The organism is Lentzea sp. NPDC005914, from assembly GCF_040629405.1.
Taxonomy (GTDB): Bacteria; Actinomycetota; Actinomycetes; order Mycobacteriales; family Pseudonocardiaceae; genus Lentzea.
Genome location: NZ_JBEXVQ010000004.1, coordinates 33,875 through 50,368, shown reverse-complemented (window position 1 = coordinate 50,368; position 16,494 = coordinate 33,875). Strand labels below are relative to the sequence as shown.

The following is a 16,494-nucleotide window of genomic DNA, read 5'->3' as shown; positions in this document are numbered from 1 at the left end:
CGGTTCTCACGGACGGTCCACCGCGACGACCGTGTAAGTCGTGTCGGCCGTGGGCGGCGTGCTGAAGCGGGCATTCGGCAGGTAGAGGCGTTTGCCGAACGCGGCCACCGTCGTGGGAACGTCGAACCGCGCATCCGTGCGTTCCGCGGCGAGCGTGGCACCATCGCGTCCGAGCGTGTAGCGCGCGACTTTGTTCAACCTGTTTTGCACCACGTACAACTGCCGTCCCTCACGCAACAGACCGTCACCATTGACGAGTGCTTGACCGTGCAAATTGACGTCGGTCGAATTGCCGGTCCGCGGATCGATCCGGAACAGCTTGCCGGTGTTGCTCTGCACGGCCAGCAGCCCGCCGTCGAGCCCCGTGACGATGCCGTTGAGGTTGGTCGCGCCGGGCGTCACGACGAGGTCGCCGGTGAGCGCCAGGGTCCGGTGCGGTTTGAGGCTCAGGGGCACCTCGTAGAGCACCGCTTTGCGCGAGTCGGTGAACCACGCCGACCTGTCCGTCAGCACCACGTCGTTGACGAACGTGTCCGTGGTCGCGAACTGGAACTTCGCCAGCAACGCGCCGGTGCGGGTGTCGTAGACGCGTGCGTCGCCACCAACACCACCCGAGACCCACAGTCTCTTGCGTGCGTCGACCTTCATGCCGAGCGACGGCGTGCCCGGCCCCTTGGCGAGCACCGCGCCCTTGCCGGTGCGCAGGTCCGCCGCGTAGATCGACCCGTCGGCCCGCGACCCGAAGTAGGCCGTGGTGCCGCTGATCGCGATGCCTTCCGGTTGCCACCCGTTGGGCAGGGAGAACTCCGTGGGAAAGTGCTCGTGTGACGCGTCTGCGGTGGCCGGCGCCGCGGCTGTGAGCGTGACGCCCAGGACCGCCGCGAACAGGACACCGAATCTGCGGGACATGCCGCCTCCTAGTCGGATTGGGTGCGTCCCCGATCCTTCTCCCTGCGGCGGCCGAACCGGAGTTTTCTCAGGAACCCGACATCTCCACAGCTCGGCGGGGCCCACCGTAAGGTGTTGATCTGTGGCCGACCCCTCCTGGTGGAGACGAGAACGGAAGTCCGCGAGGAAGCTGCGCGCGATGGCCGTGATCGACCACGCCCGCCGCCGCCAGGTCATCGACCACGCCAGGCACCGGGAGCTGCAGCAGGCCATCCCGCGGACACCGCACACCGACGTGCCGGAACTGGTCGGCGGCCTGCCCGTGCCGAGATGGGACCGGGTGCCGCCCGCGGACGCCGTGGACCACGTCGAACGCGACTTCGCCATGGCCCTGCTGAACGTCGCCCACCAGGCGGAGGTGCTGAGCGCCCCGGAACGGAAGTGGCGGCTCGTGTTCGCGTCCAACGCCCGCACGGCCGGCGACTTACTCGTGCTGTTCCTCGGCTTCGAGCCGCACCTGAGCTCGCGGCGCACGGATCCCGAACTGGCGGCCCGGCTCGACCGCCTCGCATTCGTCCCGAAGATCTTCGAGGCCAGGAGCCGGGGCGCGCTCAGCAGACCCCAGCTGGAGGACCTCCTCAAACGGACGGCCTCGGGCGAGGACCTGGAGACCCTGCGCGTCGAACTCGGCGTACCGGCACCGCCACCGGTCCTGAGGGCCAGACCCGCGGCGGCAAGACCTGCACCTCCGGCGTCCAAAGCCGCTACGGCCAAGAAGACCAGAGCTGCCGAGGCCGCACCTGCCGACAGGCCCGTGACCGACGTCGACCGGGCGCGGATCGCCAAACACCTCGGGACAGCGCTGGCCGACGAACGACTCACCCCCGGCGAGCACGCGATCCGCACGGTCGCCCTGTGGTCGGCGACGACCACCCACGACCTGGCGAGGCTGATCGTCGACCTGCCGGCACCGGCCAGCGAGCCGTTGCGGGACCGCAAGCCGGACGCGTATCTCGACGACCTGATCACGCCGACCCACCGCCAGGTCGCGGTCGACCGGCTCCACCGCATGATGGCCGGCCACGCGCTGACCCTGTGGGAGTTCGAGGCCCGGCTGGAGGTGGCGCTGAAGGCCCGCACCTTCGAAGAACTGGGACCGGCGGCCCGCGACCTGCCACCCGGCTGATGACCGAGGCCGTCACAGCTCGGCGGCGGCCTCCGCGATGATCTCCAGCGACTCACCCTCGTCCAGCGCGAGCCGGCGCAGACCCGCGAACCGCTGCGCGCACTCCTCGGTCAGCGCGGGATCCTCGACGTACTCGCCCTTGATGAACGTCTCCAGATACGCCACGTCGTTGTGCTGACGGTGCGGGAAGCTCAGCAACGTGAACGGCGACCCCATCGCCGGATACGCCCCGGCACCACGCGGCACGACCTGAAGCGACACCGTCGGATGCTCGCTGACCTCCATCAGGTGCAGCAGCTGCGCCTTCATCACCCGCGGCCCGCCGACCACCTGCCGCAGCACCGCTTCCGGGAACACCGCTTGCACCTCCAGCGGATCCTTGTCGTTCAGCCGCGTCGACCACGCCTCCCGGGCCATCGCCAGCCTCGCGGTGCGCACCGGATCATCGGTCTGCAACGCCGCGTGCGTGTACCCGGCGAGCTGAAACACCGAAGGCACCAGATCCGTCGTGAACACGCGCAGCAACGTCGACTCGAACACCAGATTCGCGAAATCCGCGGCCGGATCAAAGTGCATCGCGTTGCCGTGCGCGCGCGTACGCAACTGTTCCGCGTACTGCACCTGCAACACCACGGCCTGCCATTCCACAGTGGGCACCTTGTAGACGTAACCGAGCGCCATGACGTCCACCGCCGCCGACGGCTGCACCGCGTTCTCCATCATGGACAGCTTGGCGCTGCTGAAGCCCACGCGCTGGCCGGCCTCGGTGAGGCTGAGCTCCCGCTCGTTGCGCCACCCGGCCAACCGCCGCCCGATGGCGCGTTCGAGCGTCGTGGCCCGGAAATCCTTCGGCATGACGCGAAGGATATGACCAATTCGGATCGCCGAATGGGACCACCCGCTGTGGACAACCCTTTAACGCGGGCTGTCCACGTTTATCGGACTCCTATGGCGTTAAACGCACAAATTCATTGTTAGCGTTTCGTGCGCGCATGGGCACGCACGAGCTCATGGAACCTGAACGCGTCGCCGACCTCCGTCAGCAACGACTTCTCGACCAGGTCGTCCAGCGCGTCCTCGACGTCGCAGACGCACTCCCCGGCGATCGCCGCCGCCACCGGGACGTCGAACGCGCCCGGCTGCCACGCGCACAACCGGTAGAGCCGCGCCTGCCGCTCTGGAAGCTCCACATAGGACAGATCGAGCAGCGCGCCGAGCAGGGGATCGTCCGCGAGCGGTTCGACGGCGATCTCCAGAGCCTGGTCGAGGTTCAGCTTCTTCCGCGTGGTCACGACGACCGTTCCGGACGCGGGCAGCAGCGGCGTCACCTGCTCGGCGGAGTCCGCGTTGTCCAGCAACAGGGTGAACTGCCTTCTCACCGCGAGACTGCGGAACACCGCCGCTCTGTCCCCGGCGGGCACCTCGATCAGCCCGAACGAGCGCAGCAACTCCGCCACCGGCTCGCGCGCGGCCAGGTCGACGTACAGCTGGTCCCCGGATCCCCGGTCCTGCAACCACTTCAGCGCGAGCGCGGTCTTCCCCACCCCGCCCGGCCCGCTCAGCACCGTCACCCCGCCGGTCCTGATCCGCGCGAGCTCGTCGCCCCTGCCGACGAAGTGCCCCGGCGCCCGCGGTGGCCTGAACTGCGGCGGCACCCCGGTCCGTCCGCGGTACCGGATCGCGCCCGCGGTGCCCGTGGTGTCCGTCAGAACGTCACTCATCACCCGTACCTCCCCAACACGTTGAAGCTACGGGCTTTCGTCGACTTGCGTCAGACCGCCATAGAGTGATCGCACGCGAGTGCGGCACCCGTGTCGGAGGTGGCGCTCTTCACCTGACGCCCATTGATGATGATCTTGCACGTGAGCTCGCCGTGCACCCCTTCGAGGCGGATCGCCACCCGCCCCTTGCGCACCCCCGTGCGTTGGAACGGCAGGTCCGGGTTGCGCAGGGTCCTTTCCTCCTCGCCGGGAAACGAGTAGGTCAGCCGGTCGGTGGTGCCCGTTCCCTCGACCATCACGCGGATGTCGGGCGCTGCCGCGCAGCCGGTGCTTCCGGCGAGCAGCAGGCCCACGAGTAAGGCGGCGGTCTTCATGCCAGGAACCGTAGGAAACGGCGAGCCGCGGGGGCATCAGCCTGAAGGCTCAAGCCGCATCAGCCATCAGAATGACAACCCGCGCTCCCGAAGACACTCTTCCAGCCGCAGCCGTTCGATGCTTCGATCCATGCCTTCGGGCAGAACGTTCAACCGGTGCTCGACTTCCAACGCCGCGCAAGCCTGCAGCAGCAGTGCGTCGTAGGCCTGCCGGGTGGCGATCTTCTTGACTGCCGACGTGCCCGGCTCGAAGCCCGCCAGCGTCCGGCGCACCCGACGAAGATCGGCCGCGATGCGTTCGATCGGCCGGCGCTCGGGCACGCGTCCCAAGCTACCCCGCCTGCAACGCCAGGAAGAGGTCCACCCGGGCCTCGAACTCGGCCAGGTCCACGCCCAGCAGCTCCTCGACCCGCCCCACCCGGTACCGCAGCGTGTTCACGTGGACGTGCAGCTTCCCGGCCGCCGCGGTCCACGACCCGGAGCAGTCCAGGAACACCTTCAACGTCCCCACGAGATCCGAACCGTGCTCGGCGTCGTAGGTCAGCACCGGGCCGAGGAGCCGGCGTCGCAGAGACGTCCGCAGTTCCTCCGGCACACCCGCGAGCAGCAGCTGGTGCAGTGCGATCTCTTCGCCCGCCACCACACACGTGCGACCGCTACGCCGTTCACCAAGCCTCCGCGCGTGCGTGGCCTCCTCCGCAGCACCACGCAGTCCGCGCCACTCGACCGGCGAGCTGATGCCGACCAGCACCCGCGACGACCCGAGCCCCGGCTCCATCACCCGGATCGCCTCGCGGACGTCGTCGGGCACCGAGTCGTCCGCCCTGGCGACCGCGTACACGGTGTCCCCCACCGGCGTGACGAGCGCGGCGGGCAGAGTCTCCTCGATCACGGCGGCCGCCAGTTCGGTCCGCTGATCAGAGGTCACCGCGCTGATGACCCGGAGCCGGACGTTCTCCAGCCCGGCCGCCGCCAGTCGTGACGCCACGTCCGCGGATCCGCTCAGCACCGCGGCGACCAACGGCCCGGCGGTCCGGTTCTCGATCTGACGGCCCTGCGCCTGTCTGAGCCGTTCCAGCGCCACGAGCGAGGCCAGCTCCGCGGCGGCCTCTTGCTGCGGCTCCCCGCCCACGACGAGGATCCAGCTGGTGAGCCGGTTGCCGCCGCGTTCGGACACGGGTACGAGGGTCATCCCCCGCACGGTCCGGGGCAGCCGGTCGGCCTGCAGGAACTCCTTCACCAGCGTCACGCGGTCCGGCAGCTCGCCGCCCGCGACCACGCGCCCGGTCGTCGAGAGGACCCAGCACGGCGCACTCAGCTCGTGTCCGCCCGCCAGCAACAACGCGGGCAGTCCGGAGCCCTCCGCGACGACGTTCAGCAAACGACGGTGCCTCGAGAGCCCGACCAGTTCCATCGACACGCGCTCGGTGATCGTCGCGAACGACAGGTCGACCGGGACTTCGAGCAACGGCACGTGGTGGCGTTCGCAGGCGTCGACGAGATCCTCCGGCAACGCGCGGTTCTCGGTCTCCGACGCGGCCAGCCCGGCGACGCGGGCGGAGGCCAGTGAGCGGACGAACGTCTCGGAGTCCTGCGGGCCGTGGTGCCAGAGCAGTCCGGACAGCACGAGCTCCCCGCCGGACAGGTACCGGCTGGGGTCGGGCAGCTCCGTTCCGTACACGCGGGTGACCGTGCGGTCGAGCTGGTCCTCACCCGTGTGCAGGCTCAGGCGCAGTTCCGGCATCTGCAGCAACGTCCGCAACAGCAACATGGGAGGCCACTTTCGTCCATTCGTGTTTGTAGGAAAGCACAAATTCGTTACATGTAGGAGCCTGCTGATTCATGCGTCCCGCCGTAGAGGTTCGTACCTGTGGCTATGTGTACTGGCTCACAACCAGATGGGAGGGCGAGTGACGATCTCCACGCACGTGCTGGACGCGGCACGCGGCAGGCCGTTCGCGGGCATCACCGTGTCGCTGCAGCGCCGCGACGGGACCGAGGTGAGTTCCGCTGAGACGAACGCCGATGGCCGGATCACCGGATGGGGTGAAGGCTTGGAGGCGGGGGTGTACCGGCTCGTGTTCGACACGTCGGAGGCGGCGCCGTTCTTCCCCGAGGTCGTGCTCACGTTCGCCTACTCCGATCCGGCGCAGCACTACCACGTGCCGCTGTTGCTCTCGCCGTTCGCCTACTCCACCTACCGAGGTAGCTGACGATGGACTTCCTTCGACCGGAGACGCTCGCCGAAGCGTTGGAGATCAAGGCGGATCGCCCTGACGCGGTGCCGATCGCCGGTGGCACGGACGTCATGGTGGAGCTCAACTACGACCACCGCCGCCCCGCCGCGCTGCTGGACCTCACGCGGATTCCCGAGCTGCGCGAGTGGTCGCCGGGCCTGCGGGTCGGCGCCGGGGTGCCGTACGTGCGGATCATCGACGAGCTGGGTGCGGAACTGCCCGGCCTCGCCATGGCCTCCCGGACGGTCGGGTCGCCGCAGATCCGCAACCGGGGCACGGTCGGCGGCAACCTCGGCGCGGCCTCCCCCGCGGGCGACACGCACCCGGTGCTGCTGGCGTGCGACGCGGTCATCGAGGTGGCCTCCGTGCGGGGGACGCGGATGATCCCGGCCGCTGAGTTCTACGTCGGCGTCAAGCGGAACTCCCTGGAACCGGACGAACTGATCGTGGCGGTGCACCTCGCGCCTGCCAAGGGGCCACAACAGTTCTCCAAGGTCGGCACGCGCAACGCCATGGTGATCGCGGTGTGCTCGTTCGCGATCTCGCTGTTCCCCGAGGAGAACCGAGTGGGCGCGGCGGTCGGGTCCGCGGCTCCCACACCGCGGCGCGCTCACGAAGCCGAGGAGTTCCTGGCTTCTCAGCTCGACTTCTCCTCGCCGAAGCCGTTGCTGGACTCGGTGAAGCGCGAGTTCGGCGAGCTGGTCTCGCGCGCCGCGTCGCCGATCGACGACGTGCGCGGGTCGGCGGCGTATCGCAAGCACGCATTGGCAGTGATGGCTCGCAGGACTCTGGGCTGGGCCTGGCAGGAACTCTTGGACGGGGAGCAGGCATGCGCGTGAACGTGACGGTCAACGGCGAGCAACGCCAGGCCGACGACGTGTGGGAAGGCGAGTCGCTGCTGTTCATGCTGCGCGAGCGGCTCGGGCTGCCCGGCTCGAAGAACGCCTGCGAGCAGGGCGAGTGCGGCTCCTGCACGGTCTACCTGGACAGCGTGCCTGTGTGCGCGTGCCTGGTCGCGGCCGGGCAGGCGCAGGACCGGGAGGTGCGCACGGTCGAGGGGCTCGCCGAGGGTGACTCGCTGGACCCGGTGCAGCAGGCGTTCGTCGAGGCGGGAGCGGTGCAGTGCGGGTTCTGCACGCCCGGTCTCGTCGTGCAGGCGCACGATCTGCTGGACCGCGTGCCTTCGCCGTCCGACCCCGAGATCCGCGAGGCGCTCGCCGGAAACCTGTGCCGTTGCACGGGGTACGAGAAGATCCTGGACGCCGTGCGGTTGGCGGCGTCGCGCCGATGATCGTCCTCGACCGCTGTGCGGTGTCCACTGTGGATTCGTCCGGAACCGAGCACGCGTCCGGTCATGTCGTCGTCGACCAGGGCCGGATCGTCTCGGTCGGTTCGGGTGCCGCGCCTCGGCCCTACGAGTCGCACACCTACGTCGACGCGTCGTCGTGCCTCGTCACGCCAGGGTTCATCAACACGCATCACCACCTCTACCAGTGGGCGACGCGGGGGCTGGCTCAGGACGCGACGCTCTTCGAGTGGCTGACCACGCTCTACCCGGTGTGGCGCGGGCTCGACGACACCGTCACGCACGCCGCCGCTTCCGCTGGGCTTGCGAAGCTGGCGTTGACGGGCTGCACGCTGGCCGCTGACCACCACTACGTCTTCCCCTCCGCCGGCGGCGATGTGTTCAACGCGCTGGTGTCTGCTGGGCGGCGGATCGGGATCCGCCTGGAGGCGATCCGCGGGTCGATGGACCGCGGGCAGTCCGACGGCGGGCTGCCGCCGGACAACCTGGTCGAGGACACCGAGGCCGCGCTGATCGCGACCGAGCAGGCGATCGGTGACTACCACTCGACCGCCGACGACGCGTTGATCCGGGTGGCGGTCGGGCCCTGCTCGCCGTTCTCGGTGTCGCGTGAGCTGATGACCGGCGCTGCTTCTCTCGCGCGCCGTCACGGCGTTCGGCTGCACACGCACCTCGCCGAGACTCTTGACGAGGAAGAGCAGTGCCTGGCGGAGAACGGGTGCACGCCGACCGAGTACGCCGAGCAGCTCGGCTGGCTGGGTTCGGACGTGTGGCTCGCGCACACCGTGCACCTGTCGTCCGACGCGGTGAAGCGGCTTGGCGCGACTTCCACGGGTTCGGCGCACTGTCCGACGTCCAACGGCCGCCTGGGTACCGGGATTGCGCCCGTTCGCGACCTGCTGGACGCCGGCGCGCCGGTCGGGCTCGGGGTCGACGGTGCGGCGTCCAATGAGGACGGTGGACTGGCCGTCGAGCTGCGCGCGGCGTTGCACCAGGCGCGTCAGCGAGGCGGACCACGTGCGTTGGACGTCCGGCAGGCGTTGTGGATGGCCACGATGGGGGGCGCGCGGTGCCTGGGCCGGGACGATTCGCTGGGCTCGATCGAGCCGGGCAAGGTCGCGGACCTCGCGGTGTGGGACCTGTCCGGAATGGACTACGCGGGCATCGCGGACCCCGTGGCTGCTCTGGTGCTGGGCACTCCCCCGCCGTTGAAACTGTTGGTCGTGGGCGGTGAGGTCGTGGTGCGGGACGGGGTTCTGCAGACGGCGTCGACCGACGAGCTGGCGCGTGACCTCTCCGCTGCCAGTCTGAAGCTCCAGGAGGCAGCGCGATGACCCTCACTCCCGCCGAACTGACCTCCGCGGTGTCGGGTGGCATCGGGACGTCGCCGCAGCGCCCGGACGGCAACCTGAAGGTGCGCGGCGAGTTCGCCTACGCGTCCGACCTGTGGCACGAGGACATGATCTGGGGCGCGACCCTGCGTTCGCCGCACCCGTACGCCCGGATCGTCTCGGTCGACCTGACCGAGGCTCTGAAGGTGCCCGGCGTGTACGCGGTGCTGACGCACGAGGACGTACCTGGGCGGAACCTGTACGGGTTGGAGCACAAGGACCAGCCGGTGCTGGCCGTGGACGTCGTGCGCTATCAGGGCGAGCCGGTGGCGCTGGTCGGTGCGGACCACCCCGAGACGGCCCTGCGCGCGATGAAGAAGATCGTCGTGGTCTACGACGTGCTGGAACCCGTCGTGGACATGGAGACCGCCGCGGACGACACCCCGTTGCACCCCGGCGGCAACCTGGTGCGGCACGTGCCGATCCGGCGTGGCTCGCAGGACGTCGAGGCCGACGTCGTGGTCACCGGCCGGTACGAGGTCGGCATGCAGGATCAGGCGTTCCTCGGTCCGGAGTCCGGGCTCGCGGTGCCGGCGACCGACGGTTCGGTCGACCTCTACATCGCGACGCAGTGGCTGCACGTCGACCGCGACCAGATCGCCGCCGCGCTGGGGTTGCGGCAGGAGCAGGTGCGGCTGACGTTGTCCGGTGTCGGTGGCGCGTTCGGTGGCCGCGAGGACCTCTCGATGCAGGTGCACGCGTGTCTGCTGGCGCTCTACACCGGCAAGCCGGTCAAGATGGTCTACAACCGCGAAGAGTCGTTCTACGGGCACGTGCACCGCCACCCGGCCGTGCTCTACTACGAGCACGGCGCGGACCACACCGGCAAGCTGGTCTACGTCCGCACGCGGATGTACCTGGACGGCGGTGCTTACGCCTCCTCCACCCCGGCTGTCGTGGCCAACGCGGCGACGCTGGGCGTTGGGCCGTACGAGGTCGACAACGTGACGATTGATGCGTACGGCCTCTACACGAACAACCCGCCGTGCGGTGCGATGCGCGGGTTCGGTGCTGTGCAGGCGGGTTTCGCCTACGAGTCCCAAATGGACAAGCTGGCCGAGGCGCTGGGCATGTCGCCGGTCGAGGTCCGGGTGCGCAACGCGATGACCGAGGGCTCCGTGATGCCGACCGGGCAGGTGGTCGACTCGGCCGCGCCCGTGGCTCAGCTGTTGAAGCTGGTGCAGGACAGGCCTTTGCCCGCCGGGACGTCCACCGACATCCGCGAGCTGCCCGGTGGCGTCTCGAACACCACGCACGGCGAGGGCGTTGTGCGCGGCGTCGGATATGCCGTCGGTATCAAGAACATCTGCTTCTCCGAGGGCTACGACGACTACTCGACGGCTCGAGTGCGCGTGTCGATGGTCAACGGTGAGCTGGCCGCCGCCGTGCACACCGCTGCCTGCGAGGTCGGTCAGGGCCTGGTGACGATCATGCAGCAGATCGTGCGGACCGAGCTGGGCATCGAACGCGTGACCGTGCTGCCGATGGACACCACGATCGGCAACGGCGGTTCCACCTCGGCCTCGCGCCAGACGTACGTGACCGGCGGCGCGGTGAAGGCTGCCTGTGCGATCGTGCGCGATCGTCTGGCGGGCCGCACCGACATCGGTTCCGAGGTGATCGACGAGACCACCGAGTGGCGTCACCGCGCGACCGAGGCTCTCGATCCCGTTACCGGACAAGGCAACGCCCACGTCCAGTACGGCTTCGCGGCTCACCGCGCCGTCGTCGACGTGGACGTCGACCTCGGTCTCGTGCGAGTCGTGTCCCTGGATTGCGCTCAGGACGTCGGTAAAGCACTGAACCCGCAGGCCGTGGTCGGCCAGATCCAGGGCGGCTCCGCCCAGGGTCTCGGCCTCGCGGTGATGGAGGAGATCCAGACCTCCGGCGGCAAGGTGCGCAACCCGTCCTTCACCGACTACCTGATTCCCACCGTGCTCGACATGCCGCCGATGAGCATCGACGTGCTCGAGCTCGCCGATCCCCATGCCCCGTACGGCATCCGCGGCGTCGGCGAACCGCCCACCATCTCGTCGACCCCGGCGATCGTGGCGGCGATCCGCGCGGTGACCGGCCTGGCGCTCACCCGCGTCCCGGTCCGCCCGGAACACCTCACCGGTACCTGATCTTCTGGAGTTCTTGCTGTGAACGCACACCTTCTCGCCACCATCGACCTGGCCACGCGCAACGTGGCCTCCGGCGGCGGCCCGTTCGGCGCGATGATCGTCCGCGACGGCGAGGTCATCGCCACGGGCGTCAACCAGGTGACGCCCTCTTTGGACCCCACCGCCCACGCCGAGGTCGTCGCGATCCGCGCGGCCTGCCAGGCGCTCGGTGACTTCAAGTTGACCGGCTGCACCCTGATCTCGTCGTGCGAGCCGTGTCCCCTGTGCCTGTCCGCCGCGCTCTGGGCGCGGGTGGACAGGGTCGTCTACGCCGCCGACCGCCACGACGCGGCCGCTGCCGGGTTCGACGACCGCGAGTTCTACGAGCTCTTCACCAGGTCCCGTTCCGAGTGGGACCTGCCGGTGCTTCAAATCTCCACAGGCGAGGACAACGCCCCGTTTACCGCGTGGACGTCACTCGCGACTCGTATCGATTACTGACGACGGCCAAAAGCCTGTCTTGCTGACCGGAGCTGTAGCTAAACGCGTTCCGGCGTTGGAACGCGCCCACCGGCATGGGAAAGGCCGTCCTCCATGACCCAACTGCGGAGCCGACAATCGACGTCGGCCCTCGACCAGTTCTTCCGCATCACCGAACGCGGCAGCTCGTTAGGCCGTGAGGTACGGGGCGGTATCACGACTTTCGTCGCGATGTCGTACATCGTGCTGCTGAACCCGCTGATCCTCGGCGCGTCCGCCGACATCACCGGTGCGAAGCTCACCATCGCCGAGATCACGACAGCGACCGCTCTGGCCGCCGGCGTGATGACCGTCCTCATGGGACTGATCGGCAACGCTCCTTTGGCTCTGGCGGCCGGGTTGGGCGTCAACGGCGTGGTGGCCTTCCAGATGGCGCCGACCATGACGTGGGCGCAGGCCTTCGGTCTGGTGGTGCTCGAAGGCATCTGCATCGTGATCATGGCCGCCTCGGGTGTCCGTGAACGCATCATCAACGCGATCCCCGAACCGTTGAAGATCGCGATCACCGTCGGCATCGGCCTCTACATCGCTTTGGTGGGCCTGGTTTCCGCGGGTTTCGTGACCCGCACGCCCGACGCGGTGGGTTCCACGGTCCCGGTGCGGATGGGCCTCGACGGCCACTTGAGCGGCTGGCCGATCGTGATCTTCTGCCTGGGCCTGCTGCTGATGATCGTCCTGATGGCGCGCGGAGTGCCCGGCGCGGTCCTGATCAGCATCGTCGTCGCCACCGTCGTCGCCGTCGTGGTGAACTCGGTGTTCACGATCAAGGGCTGGGGCCTCGTGACCCCGTCGCTGCCCTCGTCCGTGGTCGGCTCGCCGGACTTCGGCCTGTTCGGCCGGGTGGACCTCTTCGGCGGCTTCGTGTCGGCCGGCGTGATCGCCGCGACGATCTTCCTGTTCACCCTGGTGCTGTCCGGTTTCTTCGACGCCATGGGCACGATCACCTCGGTGTCCGACGAGGCGGGCCTCACGCGTGACGGCCGCGTCGAGGGCATGGGCAAGATCCTCATGGTGGACGGTGCCGGCGCGATCGCCGGTGGCGTCACGGGGTCGGCCCCGAACACGGTGTTCCTCGAGTCGGCCGCGGGCGTTGGCGAAGGCGCCCGGACCGGTCTCGCGTCGGTGGTCACCGGCGGTCTGTTCCTGGTGGCACTGCTCTTCACGCCGCTGGCCACGGTCGTGCCGGCTCAGGCAGCGGCTCCGGCGCTGGTGGTGATCGGCGGCCTGATGATGACCCAGATCCGCCGTATCCCTTGGCATGAAACGGACTTCACCATCCCGGTGTTCCTGACCGTCGCCATCATCCCGTTCACCTACTCGATCACCAACGGCATCGGCGCGGGCCTCGTGTCCTACGTCGTGCTGCGCATCTGCAAGGGCCGCTGGCCCGGCTGGCTCATGACCGGGCTCGCCCTGATGTTCGCCGTGTACTTCGGCGTGGACGTGATCACCGGCAAGTGACGAGGGGGTTCGGCCGGGCGGCCACCCGGCCGGACCTCTCGAACTGGAGGTTCGATGCGTGACCTGGCATCAGCACTGCTGTCGTGGGACCGCTTCGCCGTCGCCTCGGTGGTGGCCGTGCGGGGCAGCGCACCCCGGCCCGTCGGCGCCGCGATGGCGGTCGGTCCCGGCGGTCAGGTGATCGGCAGCGTGTCCGGCGGCTGCGTGGAAGCCGAGGTCTACGACCTGGCCCGCACCGTGCTTTCGACCTCCGACCCTGTTTTCGCGACGTTCGGCTACTCCGACGACACCGCCTTCTCCGTCGGCCTGACCTGCGGCGGTTCCCTGGACGTGCTGGTGCAGCGGGACAGTCCTTCGTTGCGCGCGGCTCTCCAAGCCTCCGTGGACGGTTACCCGGTGTCGGTGCGTTTTGCCGCCGACGGACGAGTGTTCACCGAGTCCTGGATGCCCGCACCGCGTCTGCTGGTGTTCGGCGCCATCGACCACGCCGCCGCGGTGGCCGAGATCGGCCGGTTTCTGGGCTACCACGTGACGGTCTGCGACGCGCGAGCCGTTTTCGCGACCCCAGAACGCTTTCCGGCGGCCCATGAGGTCGTCGTCGACTGGCCGCACCGCTACCTCGCCTCCACCCACACCGATGCGTCCACCGCCGTCGTCGTGCTGACCCACGACCCGAAGTTCGACATCCCCGTTTTGACGGAAGCTCTTGCGATGCCGTTGGCGTTCGTCGGCGCGTTGGGTTCCCGTCGCACGCACACGGAACGTCTTGAGCGCCTTCGTGAAGCGGGTGTCACCGAGTGGGCGCTGGCTCGCCTGCGTTCCCCGATCGGCCTCGACCTCGGCGGCCGCAGCCCCGCGGAGACCGCGGTATCGATCGCAGCCGAACTCGTCGCGCTGCGGCACGGCGGCACCGGCCTGCCGCTGTCCGTTCTGTCCTCCCCCATCCACCGAGACCAGGAGAGTCATGGCACTGATCTTTCTCAACGGCGGCGGCATGCGGGGCGGACCGCTGCACTCCCAGCTCCAGGGCACCCCGATGGTGTGCCGAGCCCGCAGTGCCCCGAAGTACCGGTACTTCTCGGTGCGGGGCAGGTTCCCGGCGATGCACGAGTCGGGCTCGGCCTCGGTCGCCGGTGAGCTCTACGACCTGCCGCTGAAGATCCTCCGCGACCACCTCGTCCCCGCCGAACCCCCGGAGCTCGAGATCGGCGTCATCGAGCTCGAAGACGGCAGCGCCGCCCTCGCGACCGTGCTGAGGGACGCCGTGCTCGACTCGGCGTTGCTCCAATCGGGTGATATCCGGGACATCTCGTATCTGGGCGACTGGCGGGAGTTCTTACAACGCGAGGGGTGAGGGAGTGGCAAGGGGGAGTTGCCGCAGGCGGCGGGACCAACCGAAGTGGTCCCGCCGCGGGGGAACCGCCGCTCACCGGGCCTGACCACCACCGGGCCCGGCACGGCCCTGCAGCAGCCCGCGCTCGTACGCCACGGCGACCGCAGCAGCCCGGTCACTCACACCGAGCTTCGCGTAGACGTGCAGCAGGTGCGTCTTCACCGTCGCCTCGCTGATGAACAACGCCGCCGCCACCGCACGGTTCGTGGACCCCTTGGCGACCAACGCCAGCACGTCCACCTCCCGCGCCGACAACGGTTCCAGCGCAGGCTCGCGCACCTGCCCCAGCAACCGCGTGGCCACCGCCGGCGACAACACCGCCTCGCCCGCGTGAGCAGCCCTGATCGCCCGATGCAGCTCGTCGCGCGGCGTGTCCTTCAACAGGTAGCCCGTCGCGCCCGCCTTGATCGCGGGCAGCACGTCCCGGTCCGTGTCGTAGGTGGTGAGCACCAGCACCCGGCACGGATGCGCGCGCAACCGTTCGATCGCGGACAGCCCGTCCGACCCCGGCATGCGCAGGTCCATCAGCACGACGTCGGGCGCGAGAGCCGTGACGACCGCCACCGCCTCGTCTCCTGAGGCCGCCTCGCCCACGACCTCGAAGTCCTCGGACGCGAGCATGCCGCGCAGGCCGTCGCGGACCACCGGGTGGTCGTCGACGATCACCAGCCGGATCACGCGCGCACCTCCGCCGCGCCGGCGCCGGACTCGTGGCCCGCGGCCACCTCGCCGATCACGCCGGCACCCGCGCCGAGATCGCCGTCCCCGAGCCCGGTTCCGACTCCACGAACAGCGCGCCGGACAGCCGGTGCACCCGGTGGCGCATCGCGGTCAGGCCGAAACCCGACGACGGCGTCGCGAGATCGAAACCCACACCGTCGTCGCGCACGTCCAGCGTCACCACGTCCTCCATGTACGACAGGGTCAGGCCGACACGGGACGCCGACGCGTGCTTCGCCACGTTCGCCAGAGCTTCCTGGGCGGTCCGCAACAGAGCGACCTCCACCTCGGGGTGCATCACGCGCGCGGAGCCGGTCAACGTCACCGACACCGGCACGCCGGACACCGTCGACCAGCCGGACGCCACCTCGCCCAGCGCCTCGGGCAGCGCGGCGTCGTCCAAGGCGGGCGGGCGCAGGGCGTGCACCGAGCGGCGAGCCTCGGCCAGGTTCGACCGGGCCAGCTCGGCCGCCACCGACACGCGGCGTTCCCAGTCGGAGGCAGAGGCCGCCGACAGTTGCGTGATGATGCCCGCGAGGCCCTGCGCCAGCGTGTCGTGGATCTCGCCGGCGAGGCGGTGGCGCTCGTCCTGCACGCCCGCCTCGTGCGCCTGCACGAGCAACTGCTTGTGGAGGCCCTCGTTCTCCTCCAGCAGTTCCTTGCGCAGCCGGGCCTGTTCAGTTGTCACGTGGCCGACGAACGTGAAGGTGCACGCCACCACCACGAAGATGAGCAGCAGCAACCAGAAGGCGGGCACAGCCTCCGCGGGTGGGTAGCCGCCGAACAACGACAGCGTCGCCAGCACGGCCGTCAGCGCCACCACGAAGAACACCCAACGCCCGCGCAGACATTCGCTCGCGTAGATGTAGATCGCGTAGGACACGGCGCCGAACAGATCGTGCCGCATGCCCAGCACCGCGTAGAAGACGACCATGCCACCGACGAACACGGCCATCAGGTCCTGGCGCCGGCGCCACGCGGGGTGCAGCGTGAACCACCACACCATCCACCCGTAGCCGAACGCCACCACGCCGTAGGTGATCCAGCGGTCGTGAGCCGAGTGCGTGGTGAAGATCGAGTACAGCACCGTCGTCACGGTCAGCACGAAGTACGGGATCAGGTTGGCGATCGCACCGAGCCTGCGTTCCCACCTGTCCAGCGCGGCCATGTCC

At 69.2% G+C, this 16,494-nt stretch carries 17 protein-coding genes and 1 pseudogene; 10 read left to right on the top strand and 8 right to left on the bottom strand.

Features of this window, described 5'->3' with window-relative positions; genetic code table 11:
* Positions 1-6: 6 nt before the first annotated feature.
* Positions 7-909, bottom strand: a complete 903-nt coding sequence (locus tag ABZ345_RS07400) for a superoxide dismutase (protein WP_359843957.1) — start codon at positions 907-909, stop codon at positions 7-9.
* Positions 910-1,030: 121 nt separating this feature from the next.
* On the opposite strand from ABZ345_RS07400, the gene ABZ345_RS07395 reads away from it, so the two are divergent.
* Complete coding sequence (locus tag ABZ345_RS07395; RefSeq protein ID WP_359843955.1) at positions 1,031-2,074, top strand: DUF1707 domain-containing protein; 1,044 nt, start codon at positions 1,031-1,033, stop codon at positions 2,072-2,074.
* Between the two features lie 12 nt (positions 2,075-2,086).
* Here ABZ345_RS07395 and ABZ345_RS07390 read toward each other — a convergent pair whose 3' ends face one another.
* From ABZ345_RS07390 to ABZ345_RS07370, 5 genes and pseudogenes are all read right to left on the bottom strand, one after another.
* A complete protein-coding gene (locus tag ABZ345_RS07390) occupies positions 2,087-2,929 on the bottom strand; it encodes a helix-turn-helix transcriptional regulator (protein WP_359843953.1) in 843 nt (280 codons plus the stop codon).
* A gap of 119 nt (positions 2,930-3,048) precedes the next feature.
* Positions 3,049-3,795 carry an ATP-binding protein gene (locus ABZ345_RS07385; RefSeq protein ID WP_359843951.1) on the bottom strand — a complete coding sequence of 249 codons (747 nt, stop codon included), beginning with the start codon at positions 3,793-3,795 and terminating at the stop codon, positions 3,049-3,051.
* 50 nt (positions 3,796-3,845) lie between these two features.
* Positions 3,846-4,169 carry a hypothetical protein gene (locus ABZ345_RS07380; protein ID WP_359843949.1) on the bottom strand — a complete coding sequence of 108 codons (324 nt, stop codon included), beginning with the start codon at positions 4,167-4,169 and terminating at the stop codon, positions 3,846-3,848.
* Positions 4,170-4,235: 66 nt separating this feature from the next.
* Positions 4,236-4,487: pseudogene (locus ABZ345_RS07375) on the bottom strand (hypothetical protein); the annotation flags it as partial.
* Between the two features lie 13 nt (positions 4,488-4,500).
* Complete coding sequence (locus tag ABZ345_RS07370; RefSeq protein WP_359843947.1) at positions 4,501-5,940, bottom strand: PucR family transcriptional regulator; 1,440 nt, start codon at positions 5,938-5,940, stop codon at positions 4,501-4,503.
* Between the two features lie 127 nt (positions 5,941-6,067).
* Here ABZ345_RS07370 and uraH point away from each other — a divergent pair, with 127 nt between their 5' ends.
* The 9 genes from uraH (at position 6,068) to ABZ345_RS07325 (ending at position 14,563) form a co-directional block, all read left to right on the top strand.
* A complete protein-coding gene (uraH, locus tag ABZ345_RS07365) occupies positions 6,068-6,382 on the top strand; it encodes a hydroxyisourate hydrolase (RefSeq protein WP_359843945.1) in 315 nt (104 codons plus the stop codon).
* Between the two features lie 2 nt (positions 6,383-6,384).
* Positions 6,385-7,245 carry a xanthine dehydrogenase family protein subunit M gene (locus ABZ345_RS07360; RefSeq protein ID WP_359843944.1) on the top strand — a complete coding sequence of 287 codons (861 nt, stop codon included), beginning with the start codon at positions 6,385-6,387 and terminating at the stop codon, positions 7,243-7,245.
* Positions 7,236-7,697 carry a (2Fe-2S)-binding protein gene (locus tag ABZ345_RS07355; RefSeq protein WP_359843942.1) on the top strand — a complete coding sequence of 154 codons (462 nt, stop codon included), beginning with the start codon at positions 7,236-7,238 and terminating at the stop codon, positions 7,695-7,697. The genes ABZ345_RS07360 and ABZ345_RS07355 overlap by 10 nt, the downstream gene beginning before the upstream one ends.
* Entirely contained in the window at positions 7,694-9,046 is a 1,353-nt protein-coding gene (locus tag ABZ345_RS07350; protein WP_359843941.1) for an 8-oxoguanine deaminase, read from the top strand. The genes ABZ345_RS07355 and ABZ345_RS07350 overlap by 4 nt, the downstream gene beginning before the upstream one ends.
* Complete coding sequence (locus tag ABZ345_RS07345) at positions 9,043-11,229, top strand: molybdopterin cofactor-binding domain-containing protein (protein ID WP_359843939.1); 2,187 nt, start codon at positions 9,043-9,045, stop codon at positions 11,227-11,229. The genes ABZ345_RS07350 and ABZ345_RS07345 overlap by 4 nt, the downstream gene beginning before the upstream one ends.
* 18 nt (positions 11,230-11,247) lie before the next feature.
* The gene (locus tag ABZ345_RS07340) at positions 11,248-11,709 is read left to right on the top strand and encodes a nucleoside deaminase (RefSeq protein ID WP_359843937.1); all 462 of its coding nucleotides are present in this window, start codon (positions 11,248-11,250) and stop codon (positions 11,707-11,709) included.
* Between the two features lie 93 nt (positions 11,710-11,802).
* The gene (locus tag ABZ345_RS07335) at positions 11,803-13,209 is read left to right on the top strand and encodes an NCS2 family permease (RefSeq protein WP_359843935.1); all 1,407 of its coding nucleotides are present in this window, start codon (positions 11,803-11,805) and stop codon (positions 13,207-13,209) included.
* Between the two features lie 54 nt (positions 13,210-13,263).
* Complete coding sequence (locus tag ABZ345_RS07330; RefSeq protein WP_359843933.1) at positions 13,264-14,346, top strand: XdhC family protein; 1,083 nt, start codon at positions 13,264-13,266, stop codon at positions 14,344-14,346.
* Positions 14,312-14,563 carry a hypothetical protein gene (locus ABZ345_RS07325; RefSeq protein ID WP_359843931.1) on the top strand — a complete coding sequence of 84 codons (252 nt, stop codon included), beginning with the start codon at positions 14,312-14,314 and terminating at the stop codon, positions 14,561-14,563. Before ABZ345_RS07330 ends, ABZ345_RS07325 begins: the two co-directional genes overlap by 35 nt.
* 72 nt (positions 14,564-14,635) lie before the next feature.
* On the opposite strand, the gene ABZ345_RS07320 is transcribed toward ABZ345_RS07325, so the two are convergent.
* Positions 14,636-15,280, bottom strand: a complete 645-nt coding sequence (locus ABZ345_RS07320) for a response regulator transcription factor (protein WP_359843929.1) — start codon at positions 15,278-15,280, stop codon at positions 14,636-14,638.
* A 55-nt stretch (positions 15,281-15,335) separates the two neighbouring features.
* Entirely contained in the window at positions 15,336-16,490 is a 1,155-nt protein-coding gene (locus ABZ345_RS07315; protein ID WP_359844454.1) for a sensor histidine kinase, read from the bottom strand.
* Positions 16,491-16,494: the final 4 nt, after the last annotated feature.